Here is an 18,388-nt window from a genome sequence, read left to right on the forward strand (position 1 = left end):
CGCCTCCGGGCACGGTGGATATCGACCTTCCTGCGCGAGAGCAGGAGCGAATCGCCGTCCGTACCGGAGGCATCCATGTTCCGCCGCGCAGGGGCCTTCGTGACCCGTCACCCCCGACTCGTCCTCGTCGGCGCGCTCGTCTTCCTCGTCCTCTCCGTCCTTTTCGGCATGGATGCGACCGGACGGCTGAAGACGCAGGGATACGACGATCCGCGGTCCGAGTCCAGCCGCGCCGCGCGCCTGGCCGCCGAGCGCCTGGGCGCCTCCCCGAACCTCGTCCTCGTGGCGGAGAGCGGCAGCGGTTCGGCGGGCGACCCGCCCGCCCGCGGCGCGGGCGAGGAACTGACCCGAAAGCTCACCGCGCAGCCGCACGTGAGCGCCGTGACCTCGTACTGGACCGGCGGCGCGGCGGAGCTGCGCAGCCGCGACGGCCACGCGGCGATGCTGGTCGCGCACGTGGACGGCGAGGGGGAAGAGCTCGCGGCGCGGGCCGAGCGGCTGCGCGCGGAGCTGGCCACCCCGGCCGGGGCCGGGAAGGCCCTCGCGGTGCACGTCGGAGGGAGCGCCCTCGTCGACGCCGAGCTCCAGGACATCTCCGAGTCCGACCTGAAGCGGGCCGAGTCCGTCGTCCTGCCGGGCACCCTGATCCTGCTGGTCCTGGTGTTCGGCAGTGTGGTCGCCGCGGCCCTGCCCCTGCTGATCGGGATCCTCGCCATCGCCGGGACGCTGCTGGTCCTGAGCGTTCTCGGCAGCGTCACCGACGTCTCCGTGTTCGCGCTGAACCTCACCACGGCGCTCGGCCTGGGGCTGGGCATCGACTACGGACTGCTGGTCGTCTCGCGGTTCCGGGAGGAGCTCGCCGCCGGATTCCTCCCGAGTACCGCCGCCGTACGGACCGTGCGCACCGCCGGCCACACGATCGCCTTCAGCGCCGCGACGGTCTCCGCCGCGCTCGCCACCCTGCTGGTGTTCCCGCCGTACTTCCTGCGCTCCTTCGCCTACGCGGGCATCGCCGTGGTGGCGATCGCGGCGGTGAGCGCCGTGACCGTGCTGCCCGCACTGCTCGCACTGCTCGGGAAGCGGGTGAACGCCTGGGCCGTGCCGTGGCGGCACAAGGTCCGCTCCGGCTCCCGGTCCGGATTCTGGGAGGAGCTGGCGCGGATCGTCGTACGCCGCCCGCTGGTCGCGGCACTGCCGGTGATCGGTCTGCTGGTGCTGCTCGCCGCGCCCTTCGCGCACGCCGATTTCGCCACCCCGGACGACCGGGCGCTGCCGTCGAGCGCGTCCGGCCGGCAGGCCGGCGACCTGGTGCGCGACCGGTTCGACATGAAGGGCTCCAGCGCGCTGACGGTCGTCACCACGGGCGACGCCTCCTCGTCGGAGCGGGTGGAGTACGCCCGTCGCCTGTCCGCGTTCCCGCAGGTCGCCCAGGTCGTGGGACCCGACGGCGGCTTCCGGTACGGGGCGCGGGCTGCGGTCTCCGGCCCGGCCGCGGCCACCACCCGGCCGGCCGCCGACGGCCCGGTCCAGCTCTCCGTGGTGCCGCTGGTCGACCCCCAGTCGCACGCCGCCCAGCAGCTCGTCCACGACATCCGCGCGGTCCCCGCCCCCGCGGGCACCGAGGTCCTGGTCGGCGGACCGAGCGCGGTCCTGGTCGACGCCAAGGCGACCGTGGGCGACCGGATCCCACTGGCGCTCGCGCTGATCTCCGTCACCACCTTCGCGCTGCTGCTGGGCTTCACGCGCAGTCTGCTGCTGCCGCTGAAGGCCATCGCGCTGAACGCGCTGAGCCTCGCGGCCGTCCTCGGGGCCATGGTGTGGGTCTTCCAGTCGGGTCACCTGCACCAGCTGCTCGGCTTCACGCCGGGGCCCCTCAGTACGACCATGCCGGTCCTGCTGTTCTGCATCGTCTTCGGACTCTCTGTGGACTACGAGGTGTTCGTCCTCGCGCGCATCAAGGAGGCGCACGACGCCGGGCAGGACAACGCCCGCTCGATCGTCACGGGCATGGCCCGCACGGGCGGCATCGTCACCACCGCCGGGGCGCTGCTCGCCTTCACCCTCCTGAGCTTCGGCACCTCGCAGGTGTCCCTGCTGCAGTTCTTCGGGATCGGCGCGGGCCTCGGCGTCCTCCTCGACGCCACGCTCGTACGGGGGGTCCTCGTACCGGCGCTCATGCGGCTGGCCGGCGGCCTGAACTGGTGGGCGCCGCGTCCCATCCGGCCCAAGGAGCCGCTCCCGGCGTCCCGTCCGCCCCCGGCTCCCGTCCGCAGGTGTCCCGCGGCCCGGCCCGCCCTGCGGTCCCCGGCCCGTGCGCGGCACTGACCACCGGCCCCTCCCCGTACCCGTCCCTGTCCCCGTCCCCGTCCCCTCCCCCGTACTCCTCCCCCTTCACGACAAGGAAGAACTCCCATGACCGACATCGCCATCACCGGACTCGGCTGCCGCTTCCCCGGCGCTCCCGACATCAGCGCCTACTGGAAGCTCCTGCTGAGCGGGGAACGGCAGTTCTCCGCCGTGCCGAAGGAGCGCTGGAACCATGAGACCTTCCACGAACCCGGAAATCCGTCGGCCCCCCATGCGGCGTACACCGACCAGGTCGCCTTCCTGGACGACGTGGACCGCTTCGACGCCCTGCACTACGGCGTGCCGCCCGCGCGTGCCCGGGCCATGGACCCGCAGCACCGGCTGCTGCTGGACGTCACCCGCGAGGCCCTCGACGACGCGGGGCTGGGCCGGGGCGACTTCGACCGGGAGAACACCGGGGTCTTCTGCGGCATGTCGGTGTCCGACTACAAGGACCTCATGTCGGCCCCCATCCGGGCCATCGCCCTGGCCGAGGACGCGGGGCAGGCCGCGGCGGACGCCGGCGGCATCCTCGACGCCGTCAGGGACCACGCGGGATCGCTCGGCACCGTGCAGCCCTTCAGCCTGCCGGGGAGCCTGCTCAACATGGCCCCCGGCACCGTCAGCCGGCACTTCGACCTCGGCGGGCCCAGCTTCACCGTCGACGCCGCCTGCTCCGGCTCGCTCGTGGCCCTGGACCAGGCCGTCAGCCAACTGCGCCAGGGCAGCTGCCGGATCGCCGTCGTGGGTGGCGTGTACCTCAACCTCACCCCCGACAGCCTGATCGGCTTCTCGACGCTCCGGGCACTGTCCGCCACCGGAATGTGCCGCCCCTTCGACGAGGGGGCCGACGGTTTCGTCCTCGGTGAGGGCGCCGGCGCCGTCGTCGTACGGCCGCTCGCCGACGCGCTCGACGCGGGCGACCGGGTCTACGCGGTGATCAAGGGCGTCGGCTCGGCCAACGACGGCGCGTCCCCCGGGCCGCTGGCGCCCGCTCCCGAAGGCCAGCTGCGCGCCATGCGCCGGGCCTACGACGACGCGGGGGTCGCCCCGTCCTCGGTCGACTTCCTGGAGGCCCACGGGACCGGCACCGCCACCGGCGACCGCGCCGAGGTCGAGGCGCTGCGCCGGCTGCGTACCGAGTACCCCGACGACGACCCCTCGTTGTGCTACGTCGGCGCGGGCAAGGCCCTCATCGGGCACTCGCTGTCCGCCGCGGGCATCGCCGGACTGATCAAGACGGCCCTGGTCGTCCACCACCGGACGATCGTTCCGCAGCCGAAGACGGCCCCGCACCCGGGGCTGGGCATCGACGCCGCGGGCCTGCGTCTCGCCGACACCTCACGGCCCTTTCCGGAGTCCGGCACGCCGCTCCGGGCCGCCGTCAGCTCGTTCGGCTTCGGCGGGACGAACGTCCACGTGGTGCTGGAGGAGCGGCCCGCCCCCGCCCCTGCCGCCGGCCGTCTCCCGGAACGCGCCGGGAACACCGCGGAGAACGGGGACTCCGGGGACGCCGGGGACACCCGGGACGCCGGCCCTCAGCTCGTCATGCTCTCGGCCGGCAGTGCCGAGCTCCTGGACCAGCACATCGGCGACGTTCTCGATGCACTCGACACGGCGGACCCGGCCCCGCTGGCAGCCGTGGCCCACACCCTGGGCTCCCGCCGGCCGCTGACGGCCCGGCTCGCGATCGTGGCCGACGACACGGAGGCCTTCGTACGGCGGCTGCGCCACGCCCGCGAGCAGCTCGTCGAGGGCGAGCGGGGCGACCTCGGGGACGACGCCTTCGCCGCCGACGCCCCGCTGCCGGCCGAGCGGCGCCGCCTCGCGTTCCTCTTCCCCGGTCAGGGCAGCCAGCGGCCCGGCATGATGCGGGACCTCTACGAGCGGTTCCCCGGCTTCCGGGCGACCGTCGACGGCCTGGGCGCAACGGCCCGTGAGGCCACCGGCTTCGACATCGGCGACCTGCTGTACGGCGGGGCGGCGACCGCCGGGGACGGCGCGGAGGAGAGCGGGCGCAGGCTCGCCTCCACCGAGGTGTGCCAGCCGCTGCTCGGGACCGTCCAGATCGCCGCCACCCGGCTCCTCGCCGGCTTCGGCATCGCGCCCGACCTGGTCCTCGGCCACAGCGTCGGGGAGTTCGCCGCGGCCGCGGCGGCCGGCGCGCTCACCGACGAGGACACCGTACGGCTGCTGGTGCACCGGGGCGCGACCCTCCGGGAGGCCGAGAGCGGTCTGCGCGGCGGGATGCTCGCCGTACAGACCGACAAGGAGACCTGCCGTCGCCTGGTGACCGGCATCGACGACGTGTGGCTCGCCTGCTTCAACCAGCCGAGGCAGGTCGTGGTCAGCGGCACGCCGCAAGGGCTCGACGCCATGCGGCAGGCCTGCGCCGGGGCGGGGGTCGTCACGGTGGCGCTCGACGTGTCGAACGCCTTCCACTCGCCGCGGCTCGCCGCCGCCGACGAGAAGATGAGCGCGGACCTCGCCGACCGCCCCGTCAGCAGCCCCGTGCTGCCGTTCGTCTCATCCGTGAACGCGGCCGTCTGCGGCGATCCCGAGCGGCTGCGCGAGCTGTGGGGCCGGCACGCGTCCGCGCCGGTCCAGTTCGCCGACGCCGTGCGCACCGCCTACGACCAGGGGGCTCGTGTCTTCCTCCAGGTGACCGGCGGCAACTCGCTCCTGACCTCGGTCCGCCGCAACCTCACCGACCACGGCGACGTCCATGTCGTGCCGGTCACCGGGGTGGCGCCGGACGGCGGCCGGGGCTTCGTCCGGGCCCTCGCCCGGCTCGCGGTCCTGGGCGCCCCGGTCGACCCGCGCGCCCTGGTTCCCCAGGAGGAGCGCCGGCTGCTCGACCTTCCGGTGGCGAAGCTCGCCACGCAGTCCTACTGGGTGCCCCGCCGGGGCGTGGGGACGACGGGCGGCTCCGCCCCCTCCCGCCGGCCCCAGCCCCGGCTCCAGTCCCAGTTCCGGCCCGTATCCGCCGAGGAGATCACGATGAACGACTCGCCGCTCCACCCGATGGACGAGCTGCTCCGGCTGGTCCAGCAGCAGACGGCGTTGCTCGCCCGCCTCGCCGAAACCCTCCCCGGGCCGAACCCGGCTGCGGAGGCGGCTCTGCTGGCCCGTCTCGCCGAGACGCTCCCCGAGCGGAACCGGGCCTCGGAGGCCGCCGCCCCGGCGCCGTCCGGAACCACCCCGGTGCCCTCGGTCACTCCCACGGCGCCCGCCGAACCCGCCGAACCCGCCGAGCCCGCCGAGCCCGCCGACGAGGGGCCGTCTCCGGCCGGGGACATCAGCACGGTTACGGAGTCCGTGCTCGCGCACGTGGCCCGGGTCAGCGCGTTCCCCGTCGCCCATCTGCGCGATGACCAGCTGCTGATCGACGACCTCGGGTTCGACTCGCTGATGCTGACCGACCTGTTCACCTCCCTCAAGCGGCAGTGGCCGCAGTGGACCCGCGACGACACGGCCACCGACCGGCCGACCGTCGGAGGGATCGCGGCGATGATCGCGAGCGGCTGCGGCGACGCCGTACCGACCCCCGTCCCCGTCCCCGAGCAGCGCTCCGCAGCCGGCGAAGCCCCGGCACCGCCGCCCGCCGACCCGTCGGTCCCCCTGGCCTGCGACCCGCCGACCGCCACGGACCCGGCCGCCTCCCCGCTGCCCGAGCAGCACACACGGATCGAGTGCTTCCCGGAGGTCACCGCCCACTCCGAGCGCATCGCCACGCTCTCCGGGCTGGGGCTGGCCAATCCGTACTTCCTCGTCCATGAGGGCGCGCTGACGGACACCACCGTCGTCGACGGCCGGGAACTCCTCTCCTTCTCCAGCTACAACTACCTGGGCATGGCGACCCACCCGCAGGTGAACGAGGCGGCCCACGAGGCGATAGAGCGCTGCGGGACCTCGGTCTCCGCCAGCCGGCTGCTCTCCGGCAGCCGACCGCTCCACCTGGAACTCGAGAGCGAGATCGCCGGCCTGCTCGGATGCGAAGCGGCGATCACCCTGGCCAACGGCCATGCCACCAACGTCACCGTGATCGGCCACCTCGTCGGACCGGGGGACCTCATCGTCCACGACTCCCTCGCGCACGACAGCATCCTGCAGGGGTGCAGGCTCGCCGGCGCGACCCGGCGGCCCTTCCCCCACAACGACGCCGCCGCCCTCGACGCCCTGCTGTCGCAGGTCCGCGACCAGTACCGGCGGGTGCTCGTCGTCGTCGAAGGCGTCTACAGCATGGACGGGGACATCGCCGACCTGCCCGCCCTCGTCGACGTCAAGCGCCGGCACGGCGCGCTGCTGATGATCGACGAGGCGCACAGCATCGGGACGATCGGCCGGACGGGCCGTGGCATCGGCGAGTACTACGGCATCGACCGCTCGGCCGTCGACCTGTGGTCGGGCACGCTGTCGAAGGCGCTGGCGAGCTGCGGCGGCTACGTCGCGGGGAGCCGCCCGGTCGTGGAGTACCTGCGCTACACCGTGCCGGGCTTCGTCTACAGCGCCGGGATGACCCCGGCCGACACCGCGGCCTCGCTGACCGCCCTGCGCATGCTGCGTGCCGAGCCGCAGCGGGTGGCGCGGCTCTCGGAGAACGCGGCGCTCTTCGTCCACCTCGCGCGCGAGGCGGGCATCAACACCGGGGACAGCCATGACACGCCGGTCGTGCCGTGCATCGTCGGGGACTCGCTGAAGACCCTGCAGCTCGCGGAGGCCCTGTTCCGGCAGGGCATCAGCGTCAACCCCATCCTCCATCCGGCCGTACCGGAGGAGCAGGCCCGGCTGCGGTTCTTCATCACGTACGACCACACGCCCGGCCAGATCCGCCAGGCCGTGGCCGCGCTGGCGCGCGAGCTGCTGCTCCTCGACTCGGCGCCGGTCTCGTGACCGCCACCGCCGTGGACGCCGGCTTCCGGCCGATCGTGCCGGGCCGGGTCCACCTGTGGGGCGGAGCCCGCCTGATCGTGGCCCGGGCCGGCGAGCTCCGGCGGGTGCCGCCGCTCTCACCGGCCGAGCGGCGCGTGCTCCGCGGGCTGCGGCCCTGGCGGCAGGCCGAGTGGACGGCCGGCCGGCTGCTCGCCAAGCAGCTGGTGGGTGAGGTGGTCTCCGCACCGCCGGACGGCGTGGAGATCCTCCCGCGGGACGACGGCAGCCCCCGCGTCGTCGTCGGCGGCAGCCCGGTGGCCGACCTGTACGTCTCCATCAGCCACACCGCCGGGCACGTCGCTGCGGCTCTCGCGCCGGAACCGGTCGGGGTGGACCTGTGCGAGATGGACTCGGCCGACGCCGTACGCCGGGTCGCGGACCATTTCCTGTCACCCGAGGAGCTCTCCCTCGTCGGCAGGGAGCGGCCCGGCGCCATGACCGGGGCCTGGGCGCTGAAGGAGGCCGCGGTCAAGGCCGACCGGAGCTCGGTCTTCGGCGCCGCTCCACGCGGCATCCCGATCCTCGGCCTCCGGCCGCCCCTCCTCGGCGGACAGCGCCGTGCGATGGTCTGGCGGGCGGACGACGCGGCGCTCGCCCTCGTCCTCGCGCACCCGGGTGGCTGAGTGCCCCGCGTGCCGGTACTGCGTTGGTGCTCCTTGCCCGGCTGGATCATTCTGGTCAGAGGAGCGCCTGGCCTAGCACGTCCCCGTGGGACGGCGGCAGCGGAACGAGCGAGGGCGAGATGAGTGGCGATGGAGCAAGTTCCCACCTCTCCTGGTGAGCGGCCCGAGGAGACGGGCGCCTCCCTCGAGTCGGCCTACACGGCCTCGGCGACGATCAACGAGCAGGGCATCGTCACCGAGTGGAGCGAGGGCGCGACCCGGCTGCTCGGCTATGTTCCGTCCGAGGTCGTGGGGCTGCCCGCCGCCCACCGGCTCGCCGATGTCCTCAGCGACGCGGCGCGGCGGGTGCCGTCCGAGCGGGAGCGGTGGAGCGGCACGGTGGCGCTGCGCCACCGGGACGGTCACCGCATGGAGGTGGCCCTGCTCGCGCACCGCTGGACGTCCAGCGGCGGGATCGTCAAGTGGTTCGTGGTGTCCGCCGTCGGGGGCGCGCGCCGCTCCCCCTGGGACGAACCGATGAAGGAATGGGCGTTCACCCAGTCCCCCTGCTTTCTGGCGGTCTTCGACGCGGACCTGCGCCTGGTGCGGGCGAACGCCGGCATGGAACGCGCGCTCTCCCTCACGGAGGCCGAAATGCGGGGTCTACGGCTGCCGGAGATCGCGCCGGATCCCATGAGCGACGAGACCGAGCGCCGGATGCGCCTGGCGTTCGACTCCGGTGAGCCGCAGTACATGGAGGCCTTCGTCCACCCGACGGGCGCCGGCGCGGAGCACGGTTGGGCCACCTCGCTGGCGCCGTTGCGGGACCCGGACGGCCGGGTGCGCGCCGTATGTCTGGCCGCGCACGACCGCGGCGGGGCGGAGAGCGTCCAGCACCAGATGCTCCTGACGGACGAGGTCGACACCGCGCCGATCGGGACCACGCTGGACAGTGTCCGCACCGCGCACGAGCTGGCCGACGCCGCCGTCCCCCGGTTCGCCGATTTCGCGGTCGTCGACCTGCTGGAACCGCTCCCGCGCGGCGACGAGCCGTCCTCGGTCCAGGCTGACGGGCCGGTCACCGTGTGCCGCGCCGCGGCGCGGTCGGTCCTCGACGGAACCCCCGAGTCCGGCGTCGCCGTCGGAGACACGACCAGCTATCCGCCGCTGTCGCCGCCCGTCGCAGCGCTGCTCGCGGGCCACGGCGCCGTGTACGGGGCCGCGGACCCCGACCTCGCCCGGTGGGCGGCCCAGGACCCCGGGGCCGCCTGGATCGGGGAGTACGGGGCCCACTCGATCATGGTGGTGCCGATGCGGGCCGGCGGGGGCACGCTCGGTGTGGCCGTCTTCTCCCGCCACCGGCGCCAGGAGCCCTTCCAGCCGGAGGACCTGCGGGTGGCCGAGGAGCTCACGGCCCGGGCGGCGGCCGGGATCCGCAACGCCTACCGGTCGGGCCGGGAGCACACGACGACCATGACGCTGCAGCGCAGCCTGCTCCCGCACACGCTGCCCGACCAGGCCGCGCTGGAGATCGCCTCCCGCTATCTGCCCGCCGCCGGCGAGGCCGGCGTGGGCGGCGACTGGTTCGACGTGATCCCGCTGTCGGGCGCCCGGGTGGCGCTGGTCGTGGGGGACGTCGTCGGCCACGGGATCCGGGCCACCGCGACCATGGGGCGGCTGCGCACCGCCGTACGCACCCTGGCCGATGTCGACCTGGGACCCGACGAGCTGCTCACCCACCTCGACGACCTCGTCATCCACCTGTCCGCCGACGAGGGCGACCAGGAGTCCGGCGGGGAGACGGCCGGGGGCATCGGCACCACCTGCCTCTACGTGGTCTACGACCCGGTCATCCGCCGCTGCACGGTCGCCCGGGCCGGCCACCCGCCGCCCGCCGTGGTCTCCCCGGAGGGCTCCGTGTACCTGCTGGACGTCCCGGCCGGTCCCCCGCTGGGCCTGGGCGGTCTGCCGTTCGAGACGCTCGAGGTCGAACTGCCCGAGGGCAGCATCCTCGCCCTGTACACGGACGGTCTGCTGCAGGCCCGCGACCACGACATCGACGAGGCGCTGGACAGCATGTTCGCGGCCCTGGTCCGGCCCGCGGACACGCTGGACGCGGTGTGCGACCGCGTACTGACGGCCATGCTGACGCACCGCCCGGACGACGACGTGGCCCTGCTCGTCGCGCGCACCCGGGGCCTGCACGCGGACCAGGTGGTCGTCTGGGACCTGCCCTCCGACCCGTCCGTCGTGGCCATGGCCCGGCGCCAGACCACCGACCAGCTGACGGCCTGGGGGCTGGAGGAGGCCGCCTTCGTCACCGAGCTGCTGGTCAGTGAGCTGGTCACCAATGCGATCAGGTACGGCCAGCCGCCCATCCAGCTGCGGCTGATCCACGAGAAGAACAGCACCCTGATCTGCGAGGTCTCCGACGCGAGCAGCACCGCCCCGCACATGCGGCGGGCCCGGACCTTCGACGAGGGCGGGCGGGGCCTGCTGCTGGTCGCCCAGCTCGCCCAGCGCTGGGGCACCCGGCACGCGGCCATCGGCAAGACCATCTGGGCCGAGCAGTCCCTCACCGAGTACTGAGGACGCGCACGAGGCCGGGCGATATGCACGTAAATGTTCCCTGTGACGCGCCTGTGACAGTCGACGGACAGCTCCATGAAGTCCCGCCGACAAGCTCTTTATCAGGGACAAACACCGACATTCCGGTATACGTCCCCTGCTTCCGAGGACGTGAGCAGTGATGACCAGGCCGATCCGTCGGAGGAAATCATGAGCCTCACCCTCGTCGCCCCGCAGACCGAAGCCACCGCCCCCACCCTCGCCCCGCGCGAGCAGGAGGCACTGCGACACATCGCTGCAGGCTGCACCTACCTGCAGACGGCCCGCCAGATGGGGCTCTCCAAGCACACGGTCGACGCCTACCTGCGCCGCATCCGCGCCAAGCTGAACATCAGCACCACGGCCGAGATGACCCGCCTGGCCATCTCCATGGGTCTGTGACAGCCGCAGGAACGTGCGGGGACCACGCAGGAACGACGTACGAAGGAATGCGGAAGCGCCCGTGACGGGCGAGGCGGCCTACGAGCCGCCGCCGGGCAGGCCGTAGAAGACCGGCCGGGCCCAGTCCGGGGGCTCCCGCGGGGGCACGGAGTCCCCCGGGACACCGGGGGGACGGGAACCCTCCCGCGACGGCGGATCGGCCTGACGGCCGGTGCCGCCTCCCGTGGCGACGCGCAGAGCGGCCACGAATTCGAGGCAGGACCCGTAGCGGTCCTCGGGGAGCTTGGACAGAGCCTTGGTCAGTACGTCGGCGGCGGCGGGAGCGATTCCCGGCCGCCGCTGCGTCAGTGGGGGCGGGGGGTCGTACTGGTGCGCCCACAGCAGCGCCGCGTCCTCCTCGCGCTCGAAGGGCGGCCCGCCGGCGAGGGTTTCGTAGACGACGCACGCCAGGCTGTAGAGATCGCACCTGCCGTCCACCGGCCTGCCGGAGATCTGTTCCGGCGCCATGTAGTCGAGCGTGCCGACGAACTCGCCGTCCGTGGTGAACCCGGTCAGCGCCAGCGCCTTCTTCGTCAGCCCGAAGTCCGTGAGGTAGATGTGCTCGGGGTGCTCGCTGTCGGTGCCCGCGGCGACCAGGATGTTGCCTGGCTTGACGTCCCGGTGCACGAGATCGTGGTCATGGGCCGCGTCGAGCGCCGATGCCACCTGGGCGGCGATGCGCAGGGCGGTCGCCACGGGCAGCGGGCCCTCGCGGTCCAGCAGCGCGCGCAGGTCGAGGCCGGAGACGTAGCGCATGGCGATGTAGAGGACGCCGTCGGTCTCACCGGCTTCGAAGATGGGCACGATGTGCGGGTGGTCGATCGACGCGGCCACCCGCGATTCGTGCGTGAAGCGGCGCCGGAAGGTCTCGTCGCGGGCGCGCTCGGGGGCGATCAGTTTGAGTGCGACCGTACGGTCCAGGCGCAGGTCCTTCGCGCAGTAGACGACGGCCATGCCACCGCGGCCGATCATGCGCTCCACGCGGTAGCCCGCGATCTGCTTGCCGATGAGGCCCGAGGCACGGCCCGCGTACACGCTGAGGTTGGATACCTCGCTCATCGGACGCCCCCCTCACCCGGCCGGGTGACGCCGCCGGACGCGGCAGGCCGCTCTTCCATACCTGGAAGTCTATCGAGCGGCCCCTCCGCGCGCCGCCCCGTCAAGCGGCACGGACGGGACGGACGCGCACATGGAAGCGCACGCGGAAACGCACGCGGAAACGCACCGTGACCGGTCCCCGAAGGGAACCGGTCACGGTGCGCGCCGCGGTCCTCGGCGGTCAGTCGTCGTCGCTGCCACCGGCGCCGCCGTTACCGCCGAAGCCACCGGTGGTCCCGCAGCCGAAGCCGATGCAGAGGCCGCCGTCCCCGCCGTTGCCGCCCTTGCCGCCGTCACCGCCGGGGAGCGCGACCCCGCCGGTGCCACCGTTGCCGCCGTTGGCACTCCCGTTGCAGGTCCCGGCGCAGACTCCGCCCTTGCCGCCGTTCGTACCGTTGCCGCCCGGCACGCCCGTGGTGCCGTTGCCGCCGTTGGCACTCCCGTTGCACAGCCCGGCGCAGATTCCGCCCTTGCCGCCCTTGGTGCCGTTCACCGATCCGTCGCAGCTGCCCGCACAGACCCGGTCGCCGACCCGGACGCTGCCCTTGTCCACCTTGACCCCGCCGAGCACCGCGCGGCCGTCGAAGCGGCCGCCGCCCGGGTGCGCGTCGCCGGTGTCGAACGCGGAGACCGTCCGGGCGGACGGCGCCGGGGCCGCCGTGGCGACCGGTGCCATCGCACCCGCGCCGATCAGAGTCGCCGAAATGATGAGACCGAGCCGAAACTTCATGGATCGCGTACGCATGAAACTCTGCCTTTCCTGGAAATTGCTTTCCGTGGCGCGGTCACGGTGTTCCGCTTTCCGCATTCCTGTCGAATGGGCCGATTCATGTCCGGCCGTTCGTTCCCCGAGGTTTCTCCGGCGCCCCGGCCCGCTGCGGGCCGGGGCGCCTGGGTCTCACGAGCGGACGTCGTCCGCCATCAGGGCGAACCAGTCGCCGTCGACGTAGTACTTCTTCCAGGTGTCGATCTGCTCGTCCGAGATCTTGTACTTGTCGGCGATCTTCTTCGTGGTCTGGTCCGGGTCGTCGGCCGCCATCACGATGAGCACGATGCGCACCTTGTCGACCACCGTCAGGTCCGCCTTCGGCTTGTCGGGCAGGTCTTCGAACTTGAAGCAGCCGACCCCGCCGGGCTGGCCGGGCTCACCCGGCTGACCGGGCTCGCCGCCCCGGCCGCCCTTGCCGCCCTCTCCGCCCTTGCCGCCGGCGCCGAAACCGATGCAGTGGTCGGGCTTGCCGGCCGGGGCCGAGGCGCTGATGTTCGTGGGGGTGTGGGACTGCGACGCCTGCGCGGCGCACGCCGTACCGGTGACGAGGGCCAGAGAGGCCGTGACCAGGATGATCGGACGCTGCCAGGACTTCGTGAACATGAGGGGTTTCTCCGTTTCGGCACATACCGACGAGGGGGTGGAACTGTGGGGGGGTGGGGGTGGAGGCCCGAAGGCCTCCACCCCGTTGAGCTGGGTACTGCGGGGTGAGCGGTCAGAAGAGGCTGCCGCCACCGGATCCGCCGTTGCCTCCTTCGCCGCCGATCAGGCCACCGAGGCCGCCGTCTCCGGCCTTGCCGCCGTTGCCTCCGTTGAAGATGCTGAAGCCGCCGTTACCGCCGTTGCCGCCCTTGCCTCCCTTGAGGAAGCCGTCGCCGCCCCCGCCGCCGCCACCGGCGTTGCCGCCCTGGAGGACGCCGAAGCCGCCGTCGCCACCGTTACCACCGGCGCCACCGATGCGGCCTTCGCCGCCACCGCCGCCACCGCCACCGGCGCCGCCGAGCAGGAGGCCGCCTCCACCGGTACCGCCGTTACCGCCCTTGCCGCCGGTGCCCAGGACACTGCCGCCACCGGAGCCACCGGCACCACCGGCGCCACCGACGAGACCGCCGGTACCGCCCTTACCACCGTCACCTCCGGCGCCCCCACCGTTCGGGAGGGCCGTAGCGACGTGGGTGGCCACCGGAGCGGCCGAGGCCATGGACGCCGGAAGCACAACTCCTCCTGTGACCACAGCGGCCGCGGCGACCAGAGTGGCGACGCGGAAACCGCGACGGGTGGGACGGACAACGTTGCTGGTGTGCATCTTGCGGTTCATGACTTTCTCCTACAGGTTCAAGAGGGGTATGTGACGTGCCCGGATTTCCGGGACGCTGCGGTGATGTCGACGAAAGAAGGGGTATTCCGTTTCTTTCGTCTGCCTCGTTCTGTTTCCGGTGAGGCCCGCACCACAAGTAAGCCCCGGGGGCCATATCCAGGTCATGTTCCGGAAACTCGGGACTTGACACCCTCATGAACGTCGACTAAAAGCCCCCTCGGCGGGGCGGCGGGGTCGGTGCCCGCAGCCGGTCCTGCAGGGCGCGGACCTCCGCGAGGGAGGGGGCGTACATCTGCGGGACCTCGGCCGCGGGCGCGCGTAAGAGGCCGACCGCCTCCGTGGCGGCCGCCAGGCCCCCGGCGAGGTCGGCACCGGCCTAAGGTCCGCACGCGGGCGTGCGACGCCGGTGCCAGGGCGAGGTCGCCCAGTGCCGCCGCGAGCAGGGAGAGCGCGTTGCCGAGCTGCGGCGGTACGCGGTGTCCGCGCGCGAGCCCGCGGTACAGCCCGACGGACTCCCGGGCCGTCGCGAGGGGCCCCTCGAGGCCTCCAGGGCCTCCCGGGCCGGATCGGATACCTCGTCGGTCTTCGTCGTCCCCCGGGCAGCATGCCGGCGGGGGGCCGCCCCCGAACCCGGTGCGGCCCGTGCCGTCCCGGCCCCGCCCCCGGGGAGCGGGGCGGGGCCGGGAGCGTTCAGCGGGACTGTACGAACGTGTGGCCCTGATGGCCCTCGGCGGTGCAGGAGCGCTTCTCCGCGGCCGTCATCTTGCGGCTCTTGACCACCACCGCGTTGCTCTTGCCGTCCGTGCCGTTCTTGGCCGGGCTGGTGATCGTGTCCTGGAAGAACCAGTAGTAGTGGTTCCACTTGGGGCTGTCGTAGTGGGTCTGCCAGGTACCGGAGACCTTCTGCATCACCTGGGCGCGCGAGATCCATCCGACCTCGCCGGGCTTCACCGTCATGTTGAGCGAGCTGCTCTCCGAATGACTGCTCGACCAACTATGGCTGTAACTCGCGGTTACGCTCAGGTCGACGATGCCCGCTATCTTGCCTCCCGCCGTGACGGAGACGCCCAGCGAGTCGGTGGAGCCCACCGTGTCGTCCCAGGTCATCGACTGGGTGGCGTCCGACGTGCTGCAGTTGAACAGCGAGTTCGACACCTGGCGGAACTCACCCAGGTACGCCTCCCCGAGCTGGGGCGAGTTGAAGGTGCACTTGCCTTCGCCCGAGGCGCAGTCCGCCATGAGCTGCTGCCTGGTCGGCTGGTCGGCGGCGGACGCCGGAAGGGTGGTCGCCGCAGCGACGGCGCAGGCCGCGACCGCCATGGTCAACGTGCGTGCCGCGTAACGCCTGACGCGGTGTGTGGTCATCGTGGTGCCTCTCACGGTACTGGGGGGGGGATCGGTGAACCGCCGTACGGCAGCGGCGAATTCACTCGCCCCCGCCCGCACGGCCGATCACCGCCTCTTGCTGCTGAGATTCTCCCGACCTACCGGAGGGGTACGATCCGATTGAGTCAACCTGCCGCCGGGCGCAGCACCGTGACCTCCGGGCCGAAGGCGACCACGAGCCGTCCGCCCGGCGCGGCCCCGAGCGCGGCCACCGGGAGCGGCAGCGCGTACTCGGTCCCCGCCTCCCGCCCCGTGGCGAGGTCCCAGAACCGCACGGCCTGGCCCTGGCCGATGGCCGCCACCGGCCGGGCGCCCCCGGCGGTGACGACCATGGGCCCGTTCGGATCCGTGTGGCCGGTCAGGGGTTCGCCGATCTCCCGCATCGTGGCCAGGTCCCACAGGCGCACCGTCTTGTCCCGGCTCCTGCTGACCGCCACGGGCCTGCCGTCGACGAGCGTGGTGGCCACCGATGTCACCCAGTCGGTATGGCCGGTCAGGGGTTCGCCGATCTGCCGGCCGGTGGTGAGGTCCCACAGCCGTACGGTCTTGTCCCAGCTTCCGGTGACCGCGACGGGCCGCCCCGCCAGTTCCGCCGTTGCGACGGCGGTCACCCTGCTGGTGTGGCCGGTGAGCGGTTCGCCGACGAGGCGGCGGGTGGCGAGGTCCCAGATCGCCGCGGTGCGGTCGGCGCCGGCCGTGACCACGACCGGCCGGCCGTCCAGGGTCGCGCCGGCCAGGGCCAGTACCCGGCCGTGGTGGCTGGTGACGGGCTCGCTGAGAAGTTCCCCGCCCACCGGATCCAGCAGGTGCAGGGTGTCACCGGAGCCTGCGGTCACGACCACCGGCCGCCCGTCCACCACCGATGCGACCATGGCGGTCACCTCGCCCTCCAGGCCGGTCACGGGGGCCGTGACCGGCTGACCGGTGGTCAGGTCCCGGACGTGCAGGGTGCGGTCGGCGGCTGCCGTGACAACCACCGGGCCCCCGTCGAGAACGGCCGTGGTGATCGCCGAGACCGTACCGGTGTGGCCGGCGCGGGCCGGACTGTCGCCGTGGGCGTCGGCGTGGGCGTCGGCGTGGGCGTCGGCGTGGGCGTCGGCGTGGGCGTGGCTGAGGTCCCAGGTCCGGAGCGTGTGATCGGCGCCGGCCGTGACGGCCACGGGCCGCCCGTCCACGACGGCGGTGGCCACGTCCCAGACCTTGCCGGTGTGGCCGGTCAGCGGCGGGCCCACGGGCTGGCCGGTGGCGCGGTCCCGTACCACCACCGTGTCGTCCTGCTCCACGGTGAGCAGGACCGGATCGCCACTGCCGGAAGGGCCGCTGCCGGAAGGGCCGGTCCCGCGGCCGGAGAGCCGGCGCCAGAGGTCCGCCTCCTGCTCCGGGCCGGGCGGGAAGGCCGGCGCCGTGCCGCTGGCGCCGACGGCACCGATCACCCGCATACCGTTCACGCGCGGCCGGTCGTCCGTCAGGTCCCAGACGCGCAGGGTCCCGTCCGCTTCGGCGGTGAGGGCGACGGTACGCCCGTCCAGCACCGCGGTCTCCCGCGCCCGGGTCCGTACCAGGGCCCCGTTCTGGCGGGCGCCAGCCAGGGGACCGATGAAGCGGGGCTCCTCGCCGTCGAGGCCGACGGCGACGGCGCGTCCGTGCACCACCGTCAGGGTCGTCACGCCGGGCCGGTCCTCGCCGCCGGACAGGGCCGCGGCGGCCGAGGGGGTCTCCACCGGCTCACCGGTCGCCAGGTCCCACAGCCGCTGCTCCCCCTGGTCCGGCTCCCCGGCGGTGACGGCGAGCACGCGTCCGTCGAGGGCGACGGTCCGCACCACCTCCAGCGACCGGGCCAGCTGCTCCCCGGTGCCCAGGTCCCACACGCGCACCGTCCGGTCCACGTCGATGTCGTCGACGGTGAGGACGACACGGCGGCCGTCCAGCATCGCGATGCCGGCCGCCGACGGGAAGGCGGCGACCCGGCGGCCGGTGAGCAGGTCGCCCACCGACAGGGTCCCGTCGGCCCCGAGGGTGAGGAGGACCCGGCGCCCGTCCAGGACGGCGCTTTCCACGAGCCTGACGAACTCCCCGGCCGCGCGACCGGTGGCCAGGTCCCACACCAGGACCGCGCCGTCGCCGTGCCGGCTGAAGGCCACGGGCCTGCCGTCGGCGACCGCCGTGGCCACGGACAGCACCTCGGCCGTCATCGAGGACACCGGGTCGGTGCGGCCGGTGACCGGTTCGTGGAGCTGTTCGCCCGTCGCGAGGTCCCAGACGCGCACGGTGTGGTCCCGGCTGCCCGAGACCGCGACCGGCCTGCCGTCGACGGTCGCCGTGGCCACCGCCCGCACCGGGCCGCTGTGGCCGATGAGGGGACGCAGCCGCCGCTGGTCCGGTACGGGGCCGTCGGCCCACTGCGCGGTCCACCGCGGATCGTCGAGCGGGGCATTCACGTCGTCGGGCGTACCCGTGGAGGTCTCAGACATAGCCCCGAGGCTAGACACCGCCTCTGACATCGCCCTTCTCTACCACACCGGGTGCCGTCGGCCGGAGCGTGCGGACCACCACCATTGCGCCCCGTTCCGGGCGGCATTCCGGTGGGGGGTGCGGGCGGAGATTATGCGGGGTCACCGCCCATGTGCGGGTGGAGCGGATGGCGTTGAGTCGGACCTGCCGATCGGCCGGCCAGGAATCCACATCAGCGCGAACCGCGCACCCGACCTTCGAGGAGGTGATCCGGATGAGCGTCCTCAAGCTTCAGAACATGGAGGCCCGCGTCACGCCCAGCGCTGCCGCCACCATCAGCCTGACGAGCAGCAGCAGCGACTGCTGCAAGTCTCCGCGCGAGCCGCAGAACCCGAACTGACCTGCCGGGTCCGTGCGTGGGCTCGGCGCGCCCCCGCA

Annotated in this window: 12 protein-coding genes; 6 read left to right on the forward strand and 6 right to left on the reverse strand. The window is 73.3% G+C overall.

The window, feature by feature from the left end; genetic code table 11:
• The first annotated feature begins 99 nt into the window (after positions 1–99).
• The 5 genes from ACZ573_RS28380 (at position 100) to ACZ573_RS28400 (ending at position 10,889) form a co-directional block, all read left to right on the forward strand.
• Positions 100–2,325, forward strand: coding sequence for an MMPL family transporter (locus tag ACZ573_RS28380; protein ID WP_471309254.1), 2,226 nt, complete (start codon positions 100–102; stop codon positions 2,323–2,325).
• Between the two features lie 87 nt (positions 2,326–2,412).
• A complete protein-coding gene (locus ACZ573_RS28385; RefSeq protein WP_471309255.1) occupies positions 2,413–7,239 on the forward strand; it encodes a type I polyketide synthase in 4,827 nt (1,608 codons plus the stop codon).
• The gene (locus tag ACZ573_RS28390) at positions 7,236–7,901 is read left to right on the forward strand and encodes a 4'-phosphopantetheinyl transferase family protein (protein WP_471309260.1); all 666 of its coding nucleotides are present in this window, start codon (positions 7,236–7,238) and stop codon (positions 7,899–7,901) included. Before ACZ573_RS28385 ends, ACZ573_RS28390 begins: the two co-directional genes overlap by 4 nt.
• 129 nt (positions 7,902–8,030) lie before the next feature.
• Positions 8,031–10,469 carry a SpoIIE family protein phosphatase gene (locus tag ACZ573_RS28395; protein WP_471309263.1) on the forward strand — a complete coding sequence of 813 codons (2,439 nt, stop codon included), beginning with the start codon at positions 8,031–8,033 and terminating at the stop codon, positions 10,467–10,469.
• 189 nt (positions 10,470–10,658) lie between these two features.
• Positions 10,659–10,889: a response regulator transcription factor gene (locus ACZ573_RS28400; RefSeq protein ID WP_030010891.1), complete on the forward strand. Its 231-nt coding sequence runs from the start codon at positions 10,659–10,661 to the stop codon at positions 10,887–10,889.
• A 78-nt stretch (positions 10,890–10,967) separates the two neighbouring features.
• Here the strand turns inward: ACZ573_RS28400 and ACZ573_RS28405 are convergent, their stop codons facing one another.
• From ACZ573_RS28405 to ACZ573_RS28430, 6 genes are all read right to left on the reverse strand, one after another.
• A complete protein-coding gene (locus tag ACZ573_RS28405) occupies positions 10,968–11,987 on the reverse strand; it encodes a serine/threonine-protein kinase (protein ID WP_471309266.1) in 1,020 nt (339 codons plus the stop codon).
• 220 nt (positions 11,988–12,207) lie between these two features.
• Positions 12,208–12,771 carry a hypothetical protein gene (locus ACZ573_RS28410; RefSeq protein ID WP_471309268.1) on the reverse strand — a complete coding sequence of 188 codons (564 nt, stop codon included), beginning with the start codon at positions 12,769–12,771 and terminating at the stop codon, positions 12,208–12,210.
• Positions 12,772–12,924: 153 nt separating this feature from the next.
• A complete protein-coding gene (locus ACZ573_RS28415; RefSeq protein ID WP_471309273.1) occupies positions 12,925–13,398 on the reverse strand; it encodes a hypothetical protein in 474 nt (157 codons plus the stop codon).
• 112 nt (positions 13,399–13,510) lie between these two features.
• On the reverse strand, positions 13,511–14,113 hold the full coding sequence (locus ACZ573_RS28420) for a hypothetical protein (RefSeq protein ID WP_471309276.1): 603 nt from the start codon (positions 14,111–14,113) through the stop codon (positions 13,511–13,513).
• Positions 14,114–14,803: 690 nt separating this feature from the next.
• Entirely contained in the window at positions 14,804–15,478 is a 675-nt protein-coding gene (locus ACZ573_RS28425; protein WP_471309278.1) for a hypothetical protein, read from the reverse strand.
• 146 nt (positions 15,479–15,624) lie between these two features.
• Positions 15,625–17,970 (reverse strand): WD40 repeat domain-containing protein, encoded by a 2,346-nt coding sequence (locus tag ACZ573_RS28430; protein ID WP_471309284.1) that lies wholly within the window; start codon positions 17,968–17,970, stop codon positions 15,625–15,627.
• A gap of 254 nt (positions 17,971–18,224) precedes the next feature.
• On the opposite strand from ACZ573_RS28430, the gene ACZ573_RS28435 reads away from it, so the two are divergent.
• Positions 18,225–18,350: a class III lanthipeptide gene (locus ACZ573_RS28435; RefSeq protein ID WP_266388495.1), complete on the forward strand. Its 126-nt coding sequence runs from the start codon at positions 18,225–18,227 to the stop codon at positions 18,348–18,350.
• The last annotated feature ends 38 nt before the right edge of the window (positions 18,351–18,388 follow it).

This window comes from Streptomyces sp. NPDC040545 (assembly GCF_055595065.1).